Here is a 14,735-nt window from a genome sequence, read left to right as displayed (position 1 = left end):
CCGGGCCCGCACGGTGGTGCGGGCCCGGCGCGGCAGCGGTCACAGGGCAGGCGGGAACCTGTCCCAGGCGCGGTGCCCGGCGAGTGCGGTGGCCGCCGCCTCCGCGGCGGCCGCGCCGTCGGCGCCGAGGACGACTCCCGGCCCGTCCGCGTCGATGCCGGCGGCTGCCAGGAGTTCCGCGGCGTCGTTCCATCCGCCGACCGCCTTGCCGTGGCGGAAGGCCTCGGTCAGCAGCAGCACCACCCGCGGGTCGGTCCGCTGCGCGCCGGCCTTGGCCTGTGCCCCGGAAGCCCCGGCCTTGGCGTCGCGGGCCCCGTAGGCGTCGGCGCCCGGTGCGGGGGCGCCGGCGAAGAGCAGGGCGTCGAATTCGACCGAGCGGGCGGTGGCGAAGGTCCGCTGGACGGTGACGGGGTCGCCGTCCGCGTCGAGCGTGCCGCCGGCGGGCGCGATCACGAGCGGCACCATGCCCCCGTCGAGGACGGCCTGCCGGGCGGCGCGGACGCCGGCCAGATCGGCCGATCCGTCGGCGACGATGCCGATCACGCGGCCGTCCGCCGGCCAGGTCCCGCCGAGCTGGGAGAGGGCCGGGCTGGCCTCGGCCTCGGCGAGTTCGACCGTGGCCTGCGGGGCGGGGAGGCCCAGGCCCGCGGCGACCTGACCGCACAGCTCCGGGTCGATGTTCGCCAGTACCTGCAGAGTCCGTTCCTTGACGGCCTGTTCGTGGCACTTGTTCAGCTCGAAGGTGTAGGCGGCGATGATGTGCTCGCGCTCGGTCGGGGTCATGCTCAGCCAGAACAGGCGCGGCTGGCTGAAGTGGTCCGAGAACGAGGCGGGCGCCTCGCGCACCTTGCTCGCCGCGGGGATCGTGACGGGCGTCTCGATGAAGGCGGCGGTGTCGGCTCCTGCGAGGAAGGGGCAGCCTCCGTCGAGGCTGTTCGGCCGGTAGGGGGCCACGCCGGTGTGGTCGGCGCTCTGGTGCATGCCGTCGCGGAGCATGTCGTTGACGGGGGCGTGCGGCCGGTTGATCGGGATCTGGCCGAAGTTCGGTCCGCCGAGCCGGCTGATCTGCGTGTCGAGGTAGGAGAAGAGCCGTCCGGCGAGCAGCGGGTCGTCGGTGACGTCGATGCCGGGGACCAGGTGGCCGGGGTGGAAGGCGACCTGCTCGGTCTCGGCGAAGTAGTTCTTCGGGTTGGCGTTGAGCGTCATCAGGCCGATGGGCTGGACCGGCGCGAGCTCCTCCGGCACGATCTTGGTCGGGTCGAGCAGGTCGATCCCCTCGAACATCTGGTCGTCCGTGTCGGGGAAGACCTGGATGCCCAGCTCCCACTGCGGGTACGCGCCGGACTCGATGGCGTCGGCGAGGTCCCGGCGGTGGAAGTCCGGGTCCATCCCGTTGATGATCTGCGCTTCCTCCCAGACCAGGGAGTGCACGCCCAGCTTCGGCTTCCAGTGGAACTTGACCAGGACCGTGTCCCCGGCGGCGTTCACGAGGCGGAAGGTGTGGACGCCGAAGCCCTCCATCATCCGGTAGGAGCGGGGGATGCCCCGGTCGGACATGTTCCACAGGGTGTGGTGCGTGGCCTCGGTGTGCAGGGAGACGAAGTCCCAGAAGGTGTCGTGGGCGCTCTGCGCCTGCGGGATCTCCCGGTCCGGATGGGGCTTGCCGGCGTGGATGACGTCGGGGAACTTGATCGCGTCCTGGATGAAGAACACCGGGATGTTGTTCCCGACCAGGTCGAAGGTGCCCTCCTCGGTGTAGAACTTCGTCGCGAACCCGCGGGTGTCGCGCACCGTGTCGGCCGAGCCGCGCGAACCGAGGACGGTGGAGAAGCGGACGAACACCGGCGTCTCCACGTCCTTCCCCAAGAAGGCGGCCTTGCTGACCTCGGCGGCGGTGCCGTACCCCTGGAAGACGCCGTGGGCGGCGGCGCCCCGGGCGTGCACGACGCGCTCCGGGATCCGCTCGTGGTCGAAGTGGGTGATCTTCTCCCGCAGATGGTGGTCCTGGAGCAGGACCGGGCCGCGCGCACCGGCCTTCAGCGAGTGGTCGGTATCGGGCAGCCGGGCCCCCTGCGCGGTCGTCAGGTACGCCCCGCTCTGCGCCCTGCGTGCCTGGTCCGCGCCGGTGGGCTGCCCGGTCGGGCTGACCGTCTCCGGGCCGCGCTGGTCCGCCTTCGGCGGGAGCGGCTCGGCCGGCTGGACGGGCTCGGCCACGGCCGGGGAGACCGGCCCCGGCTTTCCCGGCAGTTGTGCGTCGGCGGCCGTGGGTGCAGCGTTGTTCTCAGTGGTCATCTGTTCTCCCGAAAAACGATGTGCCGGACCGCGCCGTCAGGGTGTGAAGAGCACCTTGACCGCGCCGTCCCGCTTCTTCTGGAACATTTCGTAGGCGTCCGGGGCCTCTTCCAGCGACAGCCGGTGGGTGGCGAAGTCGTCCACCCCGAGGGGGTCGCCGTCGGTGAGCAGGGGCAGGATGTCGTCGACCCAGCGGTGGACGTTGGCCTGCCCCATGCGGAGTTGGAGCTGCTTGTCGAACATGGTCAGCAGGGGCAGCGGGTCGACCGCGCCTCCGTACACCCCGGAGACGGAGACGGTGCCGCCGCGGCGCACCAGGCTGATGGCCGTGTGGAGCGCGGCGAGCCGGTCGACTCCGGCGCGCTTCATCATGGCCGCGGCGAGGGCGTCCGGGAGGAAGGTGGTCGCCTGCTGGGCGGCGCCGGCCACCCGGTTGCCGTGCGCCTCCATCCCCACGGCGTCGATGACGGCGTCCGGACCCCGCCCGCCGGTCAGTGCCCGTACGGCGTCGGTCAGGTCGTCGCCGCACTCCGTGAGGTCCAGGGTGTGGATGCCGCGCCGGCGGACCCGTGCCAGGCGTTCGGGCACCAGGTCGATGCCGATGACCGTCCCGGCGCCCTGGTGGGCCGCGATGCGGCAGCTCATGTCCCCGATGGGGCCGAGCCCGAGGACGGCGACGCTGCCGCCCGGGGGGACGTCCGCGTACGCGACGGCCTGCCAGGCCGTGGGGAGGACGTCGCTCAGGTAGACGAAGCGGTCGTCGGACGGCCCTTCCGGGACCGGGATCGGCAGCGCGTTGCCGAAGGGCACGCGCAGGAACTGCGCCTGGCCGCCGGGGACCTGGCCGTAGAGCTTGGTGTACCCGAACAGCGAGGCTCCGGTTCCGTGTTCGTGCACCTGGGTGGTCTCGCACTGCGAGTGCAGCCCGCGGGTGCACATGAAGCACGTTCCGCACGAGACGTTGAAGGGGATCACGACCCGGTCGCCCGGCTTCACGGCCGTGACGGCCGGGCCCACCTCCTCCACGATGCCCATGGGCTCGTGGCCCAGGATGTCGCCGGGGTCGAGGAAGGCGCCGAGCACCTCGTAGAGGTGCAGGTCGGAACCGCACAGGCCGGTGGTCGTCACTCGGACGACGATGTCGTCGTCGTCGCGGATGACGGGGTCCGGCGCGGTGTCGACGCGTACGTCCCGCTTGCCGTGCCATGTGAGTGCCCTCATGACGCCTCCCTGTCAGCCGTTCCGTGTCGGGCGTGCCTTTGCCTCCGGCGCCTGCCCCCGAAGGTGGCGCCCAACCCCGGCGACCGGGAGGCAGCGCAGGACGGCGGCGCGTCAGGACCCCGGCGCGTCAGGACACGGGAGTCGGGACACCGGAGTCAGGACACGGGGGGATCAGGGTGACGGCCGCTGCGGGTCGCGGTCGGAGACGGGCCATACGTACGGCAGGTCGTCCGGGACGCCGGGGAAGCGGTCGCGGTAGAAGTCGTGGTCCTTGCGGACCAGCGCGGACTGGTGGCTGCGGTGGAAGTCCGGGGCGCCCAGCCACGGCGGCAGGTCCCCGTCGGCGGCCAGCTGCGTCTGCGTACGGATTCCGGCGCCCGGCAGCCAGGCCCGAAAGTCCCGCAGCAGGGTGGTGGCGCAGGTGTCGGAGCGGCCCTCGGCGGTCCAGGTGCTGCACACGTCCAGGCCGTACCGGACGAGGGCCTCCTCGTACCCGGCCCACATCCGCACCGCGGGGTGCCTGCGCCAGCCGTAGTCCGGCACGGTCAGCCCCCGCAGCACCTGCAGGGCCTCGACCCGCTGCTTGCCGAGCCGCCGGGGGTCCAGTGCCCCGGCCGACTCGTCGAAGGAGGGGAAGGGCAGGAAGGTCTGCACGGATCACTCACCTCCTGTGCCAGGTGCCGGTGGCCGGTTCGTACGCGGCCAGGCCGAGGCCGGCGAACTCCCGGAGCCATCCCTCCATCGGCCAGGTCCCCCACCGCTCCCGGTAGAGGGCTCCGTTGCGCAGGATGTCGTCGAGGTGCTGCACGGGAGGGTGCCGGGTCGGATGGTGCTGGTGGTAGGCGGGGGCGCCGCCCACCCACCACAGGTCCACGCCCCGCTCGGCGGCGGTGGCGGCGAAGTCGGTGTCCTCGGCCCCGTAGCCGGAGTAGGCCTCGCAGAAGCCGCCGGTGCGGTGCCAGGTCGCGGAGGTCAGGGCGAACGACAGGGACCAGAACAGCGCCGGGTCTCCCCCGCGCAGCACCTGGCCGTCCCGGGGCGCCGGACGGGCGGGGTGCGGTGGGGCCAGGCCGGGCAGGGCGTCGAGCCGGTAGCCCCCCGCGGGTGCGGGCGGCAGGTAGGCGACGGTGCCGCACAGCAGGGCGCCGTCCCGCGCGGCGCCCGCGTACGCCGCGAGCAGGCCCGGTCCCGGGACGCAGTCCACATCGAGGAAGACCAGCAGGTCGGCGCCGGACGCCAGGGCCCGTGCGGCGCCGGCATTGCGGGCGGCGGCCAGCGGGAGGCGGCCGTCGTCCAGGGGCACGGTGACGACCTCCGCGGCGGGCTTCCTGCCGGCGGTCAGCGCGCCGATCCGGTCGTCCGCCATGGACACGACGACGTAGGAGTCGGGGGCGCGCGTGCCGGCGGCGAGGCCGTCCTGCTGGAGGAGCAGGTGGGCGTGCCGGCCTGCCGCGAGGGTGATCACCGCGGTGCGCACGCGACCTCCTGCCGGGTGCGCCGGGCCAGCCCGGTCAGGAGCCGGCCGGCGGTCCGGGCGCCGTCGCCCGGCGACCACAGGGCCCAGCGGTCGGGTCGTGCGGCCGCCTCCGCCAGCAGCGCGGGCCAGGCCTGCGGTGCGGGCCAGGCGGTCCGTACGGTGGCCAGCCCGGCCGCTTCCAGGGCGCGGGCCGTGGCCTGCTGCTCCCCGTGGGGGCGGTCCTGCGGGATGACGAGGGTCGGAACCCGCGCGGCGGCGCACTCCGCCACGGCGTTCTGCCCGGCGTGGGTGACCACCAGGTCCGCCCCGCACAGCACCGGCCAGGGGTCCTCGACCCAGGCTGCCCCGGGGCCGCCGAGGACGGTCCAGGACCAGTCGGGGGCCGCCTCCGCGGCTTCCCGCATCTGGCGTGCCGTGAGCTCGGCTCCGCCGGCGCCCAGCATCACGACCACGTTCCTGCGGGTGCCGGGACCGCGCGGGGCGGACGCCGGGCGGGGCCGGCCGTCGTAGCGGGAGATGCTCCCGGTGCAGAGGGTCTTGGCGTACCAGTGCGCGGGCCAGCCCGGCTCCGGGAGGCGGGCCGGCCAGGGGGCGAGGAGGGCGTCCGCAAGGTCGTAGGCCAGCCGGTGGGCCTCGTCCCGGCGGTCGCCCCGCATGGCGGCGACGACGACCGGGACGCCCATGAGGCGCGCCAGGGCGGCGGCTTCGACGGACACGTCGCTGACGAAGAGGGCGGGGCGGGCCCGCCGGATCCAGTCGGCGATCACCGCCATCCGCTCGCGGTGGCCGGGGTGGTGTACGGGCACCCAGTGCAGGCGTCCGCGGGCCGTCGGGTCGACGGGGCTGCCGGCCGTGTCGGGCGGCAGCGCCACCCAGGGGCCCGGCCAGGTCCGGGGCCGGGGCAGCGAGGACAGGACGGTGACCTCCTCCTGCGCCTCGGCGGCGATGCACAGGGCGCGGTGCAGGTGGCCGAGGCCCTGGTGGTGGACGTAGTAGCCGATCACCGCAGCATCACCTCCTCGTACAGGGCCGTGTAGGCGTCGGCCATGCGGTCGAGGCAGCAGAACTGCTCGGCGCGCCGGCGGGCCGCGCGGCGGTCGAGTCCCATGGCCTGCGGGATGAGCGCGGCCAGGGCCTTCACGTCCCCCGGGGGTGCCAGCAGGCCGCAGTCCGGGGTGAGGATCTCGGACAGGGCGCCGCGGTCGAAGCCGCAGACCGGTGTGCCGCAGGCGAGTGCCTCGGCGACCACCAGGCCGTACGGTTCGTCCCAGCCGGGTGTGACCAGGGCGGCGGCGGCCGTCCCCAGGAGTTCCGCGAGGCCGCGCCGGTCCAGGTGGCCGACGTACCGCGCGCCCTCGCCGAGCAGCGGCTCCACCTGTTCCCGGAAGTACCGACCGTCCGGGACCGGCCCCGCCAGGCGCAGCGGCACCCCGGCCTCGCGCGCGGCCAGGATCGCCAGGTGGGGTGCCTTCTCGGGGACGAGCCGGCCGGACCATACGAGGTCGCCGCCGCCCTCCCCCGGCTTCCAGACGCCGGTGTCGATGCCGTTGCGCACGACGCGTGCGGCGGGCACCGTCGGCCGCCAGGCGGCGGCGGTGAACCGGCTGACCGCGGTGAAGGTCACCGGACTGCCGGGGCCGGTGAGGATGGCGGACTCCAGCCACGGCGTCGGAGGCGTGTGCAGGGTGGTCACCACCGGCACCCGCAGCGCCGGGGCCATGGCGACGGGGAGGTGGTGCAGGCTGTTGTTGTGCACGACGTCGAAGCGCTGCTCGCCGTCGCGTGCGAGGTCCAGCATCAGGCCGAGGTAGGCGTGGTGCTCCGCCATCCAGGCGGCGCTGGGCATGCTGGCGTCGGAGCGGGCCGCGGCGCTCAGCTCCACCCGGTGGACGGGCAGTTCGCGCGCGGCCAGCTCCGGGTCGGAGCCGGGCGCGGCGAAGAGCTCCACATGGTGGCCGCGCCGGGTCAGGGCGTGCGCCAGCGCCCAGGTGTGGGCTTCGAGGCCGCCGGCGAACGGTTCCGCGATCGGGAAGCGCGCGGAGGCGATGAGGGCGACGCGCATGCCGCTCATCCCAGTGCTTGGGCGTAGAGGGCCTGATGGGCGGCGGCGATCCGGTCGCGCTCCCGCGCGCGTTCCTTGGTGGTCGCGCGGGGGGCCGGCCGCTCCTCGTAGGCCGTGCGTACGGCTTCGCGCAGCGACTCCTCGTCCAGGCCGCCCCGCTGGCTGTGGCCGTAGGTCGGGCAGGGGTGCTGCTCGGCGTAGAACCCGCAGTCGGGGGCGGCCACGGCGGTGCCCAGGTCGTGGCAGGCCTCAAGCCACCCGGAGTGGGTGCCGAACCGGTAGGGCAGCACCGACAGGTCCAGGGAGGCGAGGTAGTCCCAGAGCTGGTCGTCGTCGAAGTAGTCGTGGATGCGCAGGGCGAGGAGGCCGTGGTCGGCGAGTGCGCCCAGCTCGCGCAGGAGTTCGGGGGCGTAGGCGGGGGCGGCGGGGTCGGCCACCTCGCGGTGGATGTTGACCAGCAGCTCCGCGTCCGGGAGCTCTGCCGCGGTGTCCGCGAGGACGCGCACCACGGGCAGGACGGCCATGTTGGGACGCAGGCTCTTGGCGTGCACCCCGATGCGGAAGCGTTCGCGGGCCGGCCGGGGGCGGGCCAGGCGCGGCAGTTCCACCACGTGCGGGTGGGGCAGCACGGTCGCCACCCGGTTCCAGCGGCTGCGGATGGCCTGGGCGGCGCCCGGGGTCAGGGTGATCAGCTGGTCCGCGGCCGGGACGAGGACGTCGAGGGCGGCGTCGTGCGGCTTGGGGTCCGCCTGGTGCGGGTTGCGCAGGTCGTGGACGGTGTAGACCAGGGGTTTGCCATGGCGCCGGAGCTCCTGCACGAGTGCGGTCAGCTGGTCGGGGCTCTGCGCGTCGAAGCCGAAGTGGAGGTGGAAGAGGTCGAACTGCTCGTGGTGGACGCGTACCCAGGCGGGGTCCAGCATGACCGGCGGCCACCAGCGCTGCGAGGTGCTGGGGGAACCGTCGGGCCGGGGGTCGGCCAGGCGTCGGACCCCGTCGGGGGTGGGCGCGGAGCAGTGCCGTACGTAGACGTGGCCCGCGGGTACCGAGGCGACCCGGATTCCGTGGGGGGACCGGGCGGGCTGCGTCGGCGTCTCGGCCACGGTCTGCTCCTCGGGTCCGGCGGTACGGGTGGGGGCGGGCGGTACGGCGGGGCGGGCGGTACAGGTGGGCTCGGGCGGTACGGGTGGGCTCGGGCCGCCGCGTCGAACAGGGGTTCTTCCGCAGGGCCACGGGTCGGCACCTGCCCCAGAAAACAGGATGGAAACGGATATTTCACCTTGAGGGTCCCGGGGAGCCCTCATCCCTCGGGCGCCGGCCCCCACCCCGCTGCGGCGCCCGAGGACCCGTCCTTGCGGGCGTCCCGCGCGTCTTGGGCGTCCTGGTCCGCGCGGCCCCCGGCCCCGAGCAGGCCCGTGGCCTCGAAGGGGTCCGACCGGGCGAGGCGGGGCAGCTCGGTGCGGGCGACACGGGTCACGATCGGCGGGAGGAACGCCCTCACCGGCTGGACGGCACGCAGCCAGGCGGGCACGTACACGGACGTGCTGCGGCGTTCGACGGCGGCGCCCAGCCGGGCCGCGACATGGTCGGCCGGGTAGATCGTGCGGGCCGGCCGGGGCATGTGGGCGCGCAGTTCACGCAGGACCGCGTACTGGTCGCCGTCCCGGATCATGTCCGTGTCGATCCAGTTGAGGTAGGCGATGCCGACCCCTGCGCCCAGGTGGGCGAGTTCGGCGCGCAGGGCGTGGGCGAAGGACTCGGCGCCGGCCTTGGACGCGCAGTAGGCGCTCATCAGCGGCGAGGTCCCCATGGCGGCCAGTGACGTGACCTGCAGGTAGTAGCCGCGGGTGGCGAGCAGTGCCGGCAGGAAGGAGCGGGCGGTCACGGCGCTGCCGACGAGGTTGACCTCGATGATCCGGCGCCAGCTGCGCGGGTCGGAGGTGACGAACGGTCCGCCTTCGGCGACCCCGGCGTTCGCGACGACCACGGACACGGGTCCGAGCCGGGACGCGACCTGCGCCGCGGCATCCGCCATCGCGGCGTCGTCGGTGACGTCGACCTCCCAGCAGGCGGCCTCGTGGTGCAGCGTCGCGGCAACCCGGGCCAGGTGCTCGCCCTCCAGTCCCAGCAAGGCCACCCGGGCGCCCCGGCGGTCGAGTTCGCGTGCGGTGGCGGCGCCCAGTCCCCGCGCGGCGCCGGTCACCACGGCCACGCGGCCGGACAGGGGCTGGGGGTGTGCGGCGTGTGACATGAGTCCTCCCGATGTGGGGCGCCGCTGCCGGGTCAGCGGCCGGTCGGCGCCTGCGGTCACCAGGCCGTCGAGTCCGTCGAGTGCGTGGAGTGCGTCGAGTCCGTGGATTTCGTGGAGTCCGTCGAGTCCGTGGAGTGGGTGCACTGCGTGGAGCAGGGGGAGTCCGTGGAGTGCGTGGAGTGCGTGGTCATCCGTCCGGTCCAGCGTGCCTCCGTCCTCGGGGCGGGATCCGGCCCGACCGTCTTTCGGTCCCGCCTGCTGCCCGTACGGACCGGGCAGGACCGCGGCGGCCAGGCCCGTCCCCGGTGCCGAGGCGGCGGCCTGGTCTGCGGCTGCGGCTGCGGCTGCGGCTGCGGCTGCGGCTGCGGCTGCGGCCCCATATGCCCGTGCTCCTACCCCTCGTACGGTCACGAAACAGCCGTGCCCGGGGCGCTTCCGGCTCCCGCGGCGGCGTCCGGTCCGCCGCGCGCCGGCCCATCCTCCCGCCGGTACGCGGGATGCGGACCGGTCGGGCTGCCCGCAGCATGACCTTGACAGCACACCGTCGCTGAAAGGTTTCGCCATGCCCAGAGGATCCAGCCCCAAGCGCGAGCGCCAGTACGAGCACGTCAAAGAGTCCGCCGAGAAGCGCGGAATGCCGGAGGGCCGGGCGAAGGAGATGGCCTCCCGCACCGTGAACAAGGAACGCGCCCGCGCCGGGGAGAGCAAAACGGCCGCCGGCAGCTCCACCCGGGGGAAGTCTGCGTCGCAGCGCGGCGGCGAGAGGTCCCGTGGGGGCGGTTCCGGTTCGTCCGAACCGACCAAGGAGCAGCTGTACGACGAGGCGAAGAAGCGCGGCATCGACGGCCGTTCCACCATGACCAAGCAGCAGCTCGCGAACGCCCTCGGCCGCTGACCTCCGCCCCCGGGCCGCGGCGGGACCCGCCGCGCCCGGCGGACGCGGGCGCCGCGCAGGGCCGGGCACGTCGGACGAGGAGGGCCATGCGGCTGCGTACGAGCCGTCCCGACCGGCCGGGGTACACCCGGGTGCGCCACGGCCGGGGCTTTCGCTACCTGGGCCCGGACGGCACCCCTCTGCGGGACTCCGCGGAACGGGCCCGGCTGCGGGCCCTGGTGATCCCGCCCGCATGGGACGACGTGTGGATCTGCCCGTGGCCGTCCGGCCACATCCAGGCCATGGGCACCGATGCGGCCGGGCGGCGCCAGTACCTGTACCACCCGCGGTTCAGGGAGCAGCAGGAGCAGTCCAAGCACGAGCACGTGCTCGACGTCGCCACCCGGCTGCCGCAGCTGCGCCAGGGCATCACCGCGGACCTCGACGCCCGCGGCCTGGGCCGGGACCGGGTGCTGGCCTGCACCGCGCGCCTGCTCGACCTCGGCTTCTTCCGGGTGGGCGGGGCGGTGTACCGGCGGGACCACCAGGCCTACGGACTGACCACGCTGCTGCGCGAGCACGCCGCATGCAGCCGGGGCGAGGTCTGCTTCGCCTACCCCGGCAAGTCCGGGCAGGACCAGGCGCGGGCGCTCGTGGACCCGGCGGCGTACGCGGTCGTCAGATCGCTGCTGCGGCGCAGCGGTCCCGAACCCCAGCTGTTCGTGTACCGGGAGGGGCGCGCCTGGCGCGACGTGCGGGCCGACGACGTCAACGCGTACCTGCAGGCCCGGACCGGCACCGACATCACCGCGAAGGACTTCCGGACCTGGCACGCGACCGTCCTGGCGGCGGTCGCCCTGGCCGTCTCCACCGACGTGGCCTCCGGCTCCCGGGCCCAGCGCACACAGGCCGTGTCCCGGGCGGTGCGCGAGGTCAGCGGCTACCTCGGCAACACCCCGGCGGTGTGCCGGGCCTCCTACATCAACCCGCGCCTCTTCGAACTCTTCGAGAACGGCGTCACGATCAGGCCGGTCCTGGACCGCCTGGGCACCGACGTCGTCCACGGCCATCCCGCCACCCACGGACAGGTGGAGGCGGCGGTGCTCCGCCTCCTCGGCTGAGCCTCCCCGGGGCCCGCCCGCTCGATGCGGGGCCGCCGGACGGCCGCCGGAGCCGGGGGGCCGCCGGGGCGGGGGGCCGCCGCGCTCGCATAGGCTACGGCCGAGGACGGGGGCGCCGCCGCCGCCGGAGACAGGCGGTGGACATGGACTTCCCGACAGCGCTGCCGCCCACCGCGGCGGCCGCACGGGCCGCGGTGGCCGCCCTGCTCGTCGCCGAGGGCCGGCCGCTCGACACGACCGCCGCGGACGACGCCCTGCTCGTGGTCTCGGAACTCGTCACCAGCGCGATCCGCCACGGCGGCGGCCTGACCTCCTTCGAAGCGCGCTTCTCGGATGCCCGCCTGCACCTGAGCGTCGGAGACGCGAGCACGGCGCCACCCGTCGCCCGCGCCCCCTCCCCCGGACGGACGGGCGGCTACGGCTGGCCCCTCGTCCAGTGCCTCACCGAGGAAGCCGCCGTCGTGACCGGCGCCCACGGCAAGACCGTCACCACCGTCCTGCACATGGCCTGACGCCCGCACGCCGAACAGCGAACGGCGAACGCCGAACGGGCCGCAGGGCCCGGAGACCGGCGGCCGCCGCACCGGAAACAGCCCGACCGCCCCTACCGAGGGACACCGCATTGGACCACCGCATGGACCCTGCCTTCACCGTGACCGTCGTCCCCGTCGACGATGCCGTCCTGGTCACCCCCGCCGGCCCGATGGACGACAGCTCCGGACCCGAACTCCGGCGCGCCCTGGACCTGTTGGGACAGTCGGCCACGGTGGTGGTCGACCTGGGCGCGGTACCGTTCATGGACCTCGCCGGCCTGCACTTCCTGCTCGACCTGCGCAGCCACTGCGAGGACCGGGGCGGGGCCCTGCACACCCACGCCTGGCAGCGGCAGCCACGCCGCCTGATCGCGTCCACCGCCGAGGTCCGCCTCACGGCCGAACCCGGCACGCTCCGGGACCGCCTCAGGAACCGGGTGGCACTCTCCCGCCTGCTCGCCCAGGCCCTCGCCGACCCGGAGGACGACGGCTCCGGCACGGGCCCCGGAGCCCATTGAGACCCGCGCACCCCTGAGTCCTGCGCCCTGCGGAGTGCCGCGCGGCGCGACGGTCGCCGTCAGGCGCGCAGCCGCCCGAGCACCCGCAGCCGCGGCGGGTTGCGCCGGACGATGTCCGCGTTGAGGAGCGTGGCGAAGGCGCACCAAGCCGCGTACGGCGCCAGCGCAAGCGCCGCGGACCGGTCCGATCGCCGGACCCGCCGCAGCAGCGCGAGGTTCGAGGCGTCCAGCAGGAGCGTGCCGGCCAGTCCGGACGCGGGGCTCCTCAGGCCGAAGAACAGCCAGTTCCATGCCGCGTTCAGCGCCAGGTTCGTGCCCAGACTCGCAGCCAGGCGGCGGCGCTCCTGCCCGGCGGTGCGCTGCACCGCATGCCCGGCCGCCCAGGCGAAGGCTCCGTAGAGGGGCGTCCACACCGCTCCGAACGCCCACGGCGGTGGCTGCCAGCCGGGTGTGCGCAGCGTCCGGTACCAGCGGCTGTCCGGGTCCACGGCGAGCGCGCCGAGGACCGCGGCCGCGGCGACGGCCGTCGCACTCGCCCCGTACGCCGTGCGTCCGGTCACGCCGCCGGCGGGACCGCCTGCCTGCCTGAGCATCATGCCGGACGCCTTCCCCGGTCCGGCCTCCGTACGCATTCCACACCCGCAGCCCGATCCGGTCGGCGGGCGGGCACACCCGGCCGTTCCGGTCCGAGGTCACGCCTTCGGCATTCGCCCTTCGCGGCGGACCACGGAACGTTAGGGTCGGCAGCGCACAATGTCGCCCCGGCGGTCGTGGGCAGGGCCGGGGCCGGGTAGGGGGAGGCCGCCTTGAGTGGTGGGCAGACGAAACTGGCCGAGCACCCGGTGCTCGTGGTCATCGGCGTGATCGCGGCGATCATCGGCGCGCTGGCGGCCGGGAAGGACCTGTTCTCCTCGGAGGACCCGCCGCCCAAGGCCTCCGCCTCGGCCCCGGCCTCGGCGCGCCCCGCGTCGCCGCCGGACTCCGGTGACGACGGTGCGCCGGCCTCGCCGTCGCCCACCCTGCCGCGGTCGGTCGGCGCCGGACCCGGCACGCCCCCGGAGGCCTCCGCACCCGAGGACCCCGCGCCGCAGGGCAGGGCTCCGCTGCCGGACGGTGTCGGCTCCAGCGCCAAGCCCGAACCTCCGGGCCACACAGGGCCGTTGATCGTACGCATCGACATGGGGACGAGCGGCAAGGTGGGGCCGACCACCTGGCGGGCGAGGTCCACCCCCGGCGCGAACACGGTCGTCCAGGACGCGGGGGGCCGCCTGGACCGGGGCTGCTACGTCCAGTGGACGGTCAAGCGGGGCGGCGAGGTCGTCCGGATGGCACGCAGCGAACGGTGCAGGCCGCCGGGCATCACCCTCTTCAGCTTCGAGGACAGCCTGGACGAGGTCGGTTCGTACACCCTGACGGCCGACATCACCACCGACTGGGGCCAGACGGCGAGCAAGACCACCGCCTTCGAGGCGGTCCCCCGCTGAGCGACGCGCGGGGCGCCACCCCGGTCCCCGGACACAGCAGCAGGGCCCGGACCATCTGTGGTGGTGGTCCGGGCCCTGCCCCGTGTGGCGCCGCCCTCGGGCGGCGGTGGGTCGGTCAGCCCTGTGCGGTGTCGTCGCCCGTCTGCCCGGCGTCCTCGGTGGCGGCGGCCTTCTCGCGCATCTTGCGCACCAGCTCGGCCTTCTGGTCGGCGGCGCCGCGACGGTCGAGGTTGCGGTGCGGGCCGTTGTTCTGCCGCTCGGCCCGCGACAGCCTCTTGCGCTGGCCGCCGCCCATGCCCACGGGATTGTTGATGTTCTTGCTCACGGTCACGGGTTCTCCCGGTCGGTACAGGTGGAGTGATCTGCGGATTCATCGGTGGGGGACGGGCGCGGCGACGTCGGAGGGCGTCAGCGGGGGCCCGTCACGCGCTCACTCGTAAATCGGCGTCTGGAAGAACATGACAAAGACGTTACCTTGTTCCGCCGACCCCGCACACCAGCCTTTCCCCCGGCCCCTGCCCCGGCCCCTGCCCCGGCCCCGCGACCCGCCCCGCCCGTCCCACCAGGCGCGACCCCGGTTTTGCGGCCTTTCCCGCATGGGCGGCGTCAAGAGTTCGCGGGTAGCCGTATCGAGCGCGTCAAGGTGTCCCACCGGCGGGAGGAAGACGCGGTTGTCTCGTCATCGGCCACCCGGCCGATTCCTTTCCTCCCTCTTCACCCAGGAGCTCACGATGGCCGATCTGGCCTTCGTCGTCACCACGGTCGCGGTGTTCGCGCTGGTGGCCCTCATCGCCCGAGGGGTGACCAAGCTGTGACCGCCGAAAACATCGTCGGCCTCGTCGTGGCCGTCTCCCTGTTGGGTTACCTCGTCCTCGCCCTTGTGTACCCGGAGAGGTTCTAGCCCC

Annotated in this window: 18 protein-coding genes; 7 read left to right on the top strand and 11 right to left on the bottom strand. The window is 74.4% G+C overall.

What is annotated here, in order from left to right; genetic code table 11:
* Positions 1-39: 39 nt before the first annotated feature.
* The 9 genes from ACLJTM_RS18460 to ACLJTM_RS18420 all read right to left on the bottom strand — a co-directional run bounded on the left by ACLJTM_RS18460 (position 40) and on the right by ACLJTM_RS18420 (position 9,491).
* The gene (locus ACLJTM_RS18460) at positions 40-2,292 is read right to left on the bottom strand and encodes a catalase (protein WP_411104705.1); all 2,253 of its coding nucleotides are present in this window, start codon (positions 2,290-2,292) and stop codon (positions 40-42) included.
* Between the two features lie 36 nt (positions 2,293-2,328).
* Entirely contained in the window at positions 2,329-3,513 is a 1,185-nt protein-coding gene (locus tag ACLJTM_RS18455) for a zinc-dependent alcohol dehydrogenase (RefSeq protein WP_411104704.1), read from the bottom strand.
* A 171-nt stretch (positions 3,514-3,684) separates the two neighbouring features.
* Positions 3,685-4,167, bottom strand: a complete 483-nt coding sequence (locus ACLJTM_RS18450) for an MSMEG_6728 family protein (protein WP_411104703.1) — start codon at positions 4,165-4,167, stop codon at positions 3,685-3,687.
* Between the two features lie 7 nt (positions 4,168-4,174).
* Positions 4,175-4,990 carry a glycosyltransferase family 2 protein gene (locus ACLJTM_RS18445; RefSeq protein WP_411104702.1) on the bottom strand — a complete coding sequence of 272 codons (816 nt, stop codon included), beginning with the start codon at positions 4,988-4,990 and terminating at the stop codon, positions 4,175-4,177.
* Positions 4,975-5,994 carry a glycosyltransferase gene (locus ACLJTM_RS18440; protein ID WP_411104701.1) on the bottom strand — a complete coding sequence of 340 codons (1,020 nt, stop codon included), beginning with the start codon at positions 5,992-5,994 and terminating at the stop codon, positions 4,975-4,977. The genes ACLJTM_RS18445 and ACLJTM_RS18440 overlap by 16 nt, the downstream gene beginning before the upstream one ends.
* Positions 5,991-7,052 (bottom strand): glycosyltransferase, encoded by a 1,062-nt coding sequence (locus ACLJTM_RS18435; protein WP_411104700.1) that lies wholly within the window; start codon positions 7,050-7,052, stop codon positions 5,991-5,993. Before ACLJTM_RS18435 ends, ACLJTM_RS18440 begins: the two co-directional genes overlap by 4 nt.
* A gap of 5 nt (positions 7,053-7,057) precedes the next feature.
* Positions 7,058-8,152, bottom strand: a complete 1,095-nt coding sequence (locus tag ACLJTM_RS18430) for a glycosyltransferase family 1 protein (RefSeq protein ID WP_411104699.1) — start codon at positions 8,150-8,152, stop codon at positions 7,058-7,060.
* A gap of 197 nt (positions 8,153-8,349) precedes the next feature.
* On the bottom strand, positions 8,350-9,300 hold the full coding sequence (locus ACLJTM_RS18425) for an SDR family oxidoreductase (RefSeq protein WP_411104698.1): 951 nt from the start codon (positions 9,298-9,300) through the stop codon (positions 8,350-8,352).
* 56 nt (positions 9,301-9,356) lie between these two features.
* The gene (locus tag ACLJTM_RS18420; protein ID WP_411104697.1) at positions 9,357-9,491 is read right to left on the bottom strand and encodes a hypothetical protein; all 135 of its coding nucleotides are present in this window, start codon (positions 9,489-9,491) and stop codon (positions 9,357-9,359) included.
* Positions 9,492-9,862: 371 nt separating this feature from the next.
* On the opposite strand from ACLJTM_RS18420, the gene ACLJTM_RS18415 reads away from it, so the two are divergent.
* From ACLJTM_RS18415 to ACLJTM_RS18400, 4 genes are all read left to right on the top strand, one after another.
* Positions 9,863-10,195 carry a plasmid stabilization protein gene (locus ACLJTM_RS18415; RefSeq protein WP_411104696.1) on the top strand — a complete coding sequence of 111 codons (333 nt, stop codon included), beginning with the start codon at positions 9,863-9,865 and terminating at the stop codon, positions 10,193-10,195.
* 86 nt (positions 10,196-10,281) lie between these two features.
* Positions 10,282-11,295: a DNA topoisomerase IB gene (locus ACLJTM_RS18410; RefSeq protein ID WP_411104695.1), complete on the top strand. Its 1,014-nt coding sequence runs from the start codon at positions 10,282-10,284 to the stop codon at positions 11,293-11,295.
* A 143-nt stretch (positions 11,296-11,438) separates the two neighbouring features.
* Positions 11,439-11,807, top strand: coding sequence for an ATP-binding protein (locus ACLJTM_RS18405; RefSeq protein WP_411104694.1), 369 nt, complete (start codon positions 11,439-11,441; stop codon positions 11,805-11,807).
* A 122-nt stretch (positions 11,808-11,929) separates the two neighbouring features.
* Positions 11,930-12,346 (top strand): STAS domain-containing protein, encoded by a 417-nt coding sequence (locus ACLJTM_RS18400; protein WP_411104693.1) that lies wholly within the window; start codon positions 11,930-11,932, stop codon positions 12,344-12,346.
* Between the two features lie 59 nt (positions 12,347-12,405).
* Here ACLJTM_RS18400 and ACLJTM_RS18395 read toward each other — a convergent pair whose 3' ends face one another.
* Positions 12,406-12,942, bottom strand: a complete 537-nt coding sequence (locus ACLJTM_RS18395; protein WP_411104692.1) for a TspO/MBR family protein — start codon at positions 12,940-12,942, stop codon at positions 12,406-12,408.
* A 210-nt stretch (positions 12,943-13,152) separates the two neighbouring features.
* On the opposite strand from ACLJTM_RS18395, the gene ACLJTM_RS18390 reads away from it, so the two are divergent.
* Positions 13,153-13,830 carry a hypothetical protein gene (locus ACLJTM_RS18390; protein WP_411104691.1) on the top strand — a complete coding sequence of 226 codons (678 nt, stop codon included), beginning with the start codon at positions 13,153-13,155 and terminating at the stop codon, positions 13,828-13,830.
* Between the two features lie 115 nt (positions 13,831-13,945).
* Here the strand turns inward: ACLJTM_RS18390 and ACLJTM_RS18385 are convergent, their stop codons facing one another.
* A complete protein-coding gene (locus tag ACLJTM_RS18385) occupies positions 13,946-14,161 on the bottom strand; it encodes a DUF6243 family protein (RefSeq protein ID WP_411104690.1) in 216 nt (71 codons plus the stop codon).
* 340 nt (positions 14,162-14,501) lie between these two features.
* On the opposite strand from ACLJTM_RS18385, the gene ACLJTM_RS18380 reads away from it, so the two are divergent.
* Both ACLJTM_RS18380 and kdpF read left to right on the top strand, forming a co-directional pair.
* Positions 14,502-14,645, top strand: a complete 144-nt coding sequence (locus ACLJTM_RS18380; protein ID WP_411104689.1) for a hypothetical protein — start codon at positions 14,502-14,504, stop codon at positions 14,643-14,645.
* Positions 14,642-14,731: a K(+)-transporting ATPase subunit F gene (gene kdpF, locus ACLJTM_RS18375; protein ID WP_063789431.1), complete on the top strand. Its 90-nt coding sequence runs from the start codon at positions 14,642-14,644 to the stop codon at positions 14,729-14,731. The genes ACLJTM_RS18380 and kdpF overlap by 4 nt, the downstream gene beginning before the upstream one ends.
* Positions 14,732-14,735: the final 4 nt, after the last annotated feature.

Origin of the sequence: Streptomyces sp. cmx-4-9 (assembly GCF_046548835.1) — a bacterium.
Classification (GTDB): Bacteria; Actinomycetota; Actinomycetes; order Streptomycetales; family Streptomycetaceae; genus Streptomyces.
Note: the sequence above shows the minus strand (reverse complement) of the source record. Positions and strands in the feature narration are given on the sequence as shown.

What these genes read in the sequence shown, in the direction of transcription:
- ACLJTM_RS18460 (WP_411104705.1), bottom strand. Translation starts at nt 2,292, where the DNA reads ATGACCACTGAGAACAACGCTGCACCCACGGCCGCCGACGCACAACTG.
- ACLJTM_RS18455 (WP_411104704.1), bottom strand. Translation starts at nt 3,513, where the DNA reads ATGAGGGCACTCACATGGCACGGCAAGCGGGACGTACGCGTCGACACC.
- ACLJTM_RS18435 (WP_411104700.1), bottom strand. Translation starts at nt 7,052, where the DNA reads ATGCGCGTCGCCCTCATCGCCTCCGCGCGCTTCCCGATCGCGGAACCG.
- ACLJTM_RS18425 (WP_411104698.1), bottom strand. Translation starts at nt 9,300, where the DNA reads ATGTCACACGCCGCACACCCCCAGCCCCTGTCCGGCCGCGTGGCCGTG.
- ACLJTM_RS18420 (WP_411104697.1), bottom strand. Translation starts at nt 9,491, where the DNA reads ATGACCACGCACTCCACGCACTCCACGGACTCCCCCTGCTCCACGCAG.
- ACLJTM_RS18415 (WP_411104696.1), top strand. Translation starts at nt 9,863, where the DNA reads ATGCCCAGAGGATCCAGCCCCAAGCGCGAGCGCCAGTACGAGCACGTC.
- ACLJTM_RS18410 (WP_411104695.1), top strand. Translation starts at nt 10,282, where the DNA reads ATGCGGCTGCGTACGAGCCGTCCCGACCGGCCGGGGTACACCCGGGTG.
- ACLJTM_RS18405 (WP_411104694.1), top strand. Translation starts at nt 11,439, where the DNA reads ATGGACTTCCCGACAGCGCTGCCGCCCACCGCGGCGGCCGCACGGGCC.
- ACLJTM_RS18400 (WP_411104693.1), top strand. Translation starts at nt 11,930, where the DNA reads ATGGACCCTGCCTTCACCGTGACCGTCGTCCCCGTCGACGATGCCGTC.
- ACLJTM_RS18395 (WP_411104692.1), bottom strand. Translation starts at nt 12,942, where the DNA reads ATGATGCTCAGGCAGGCAGGCGGTCCCGCCGGCGGCGTGACCGGACGC.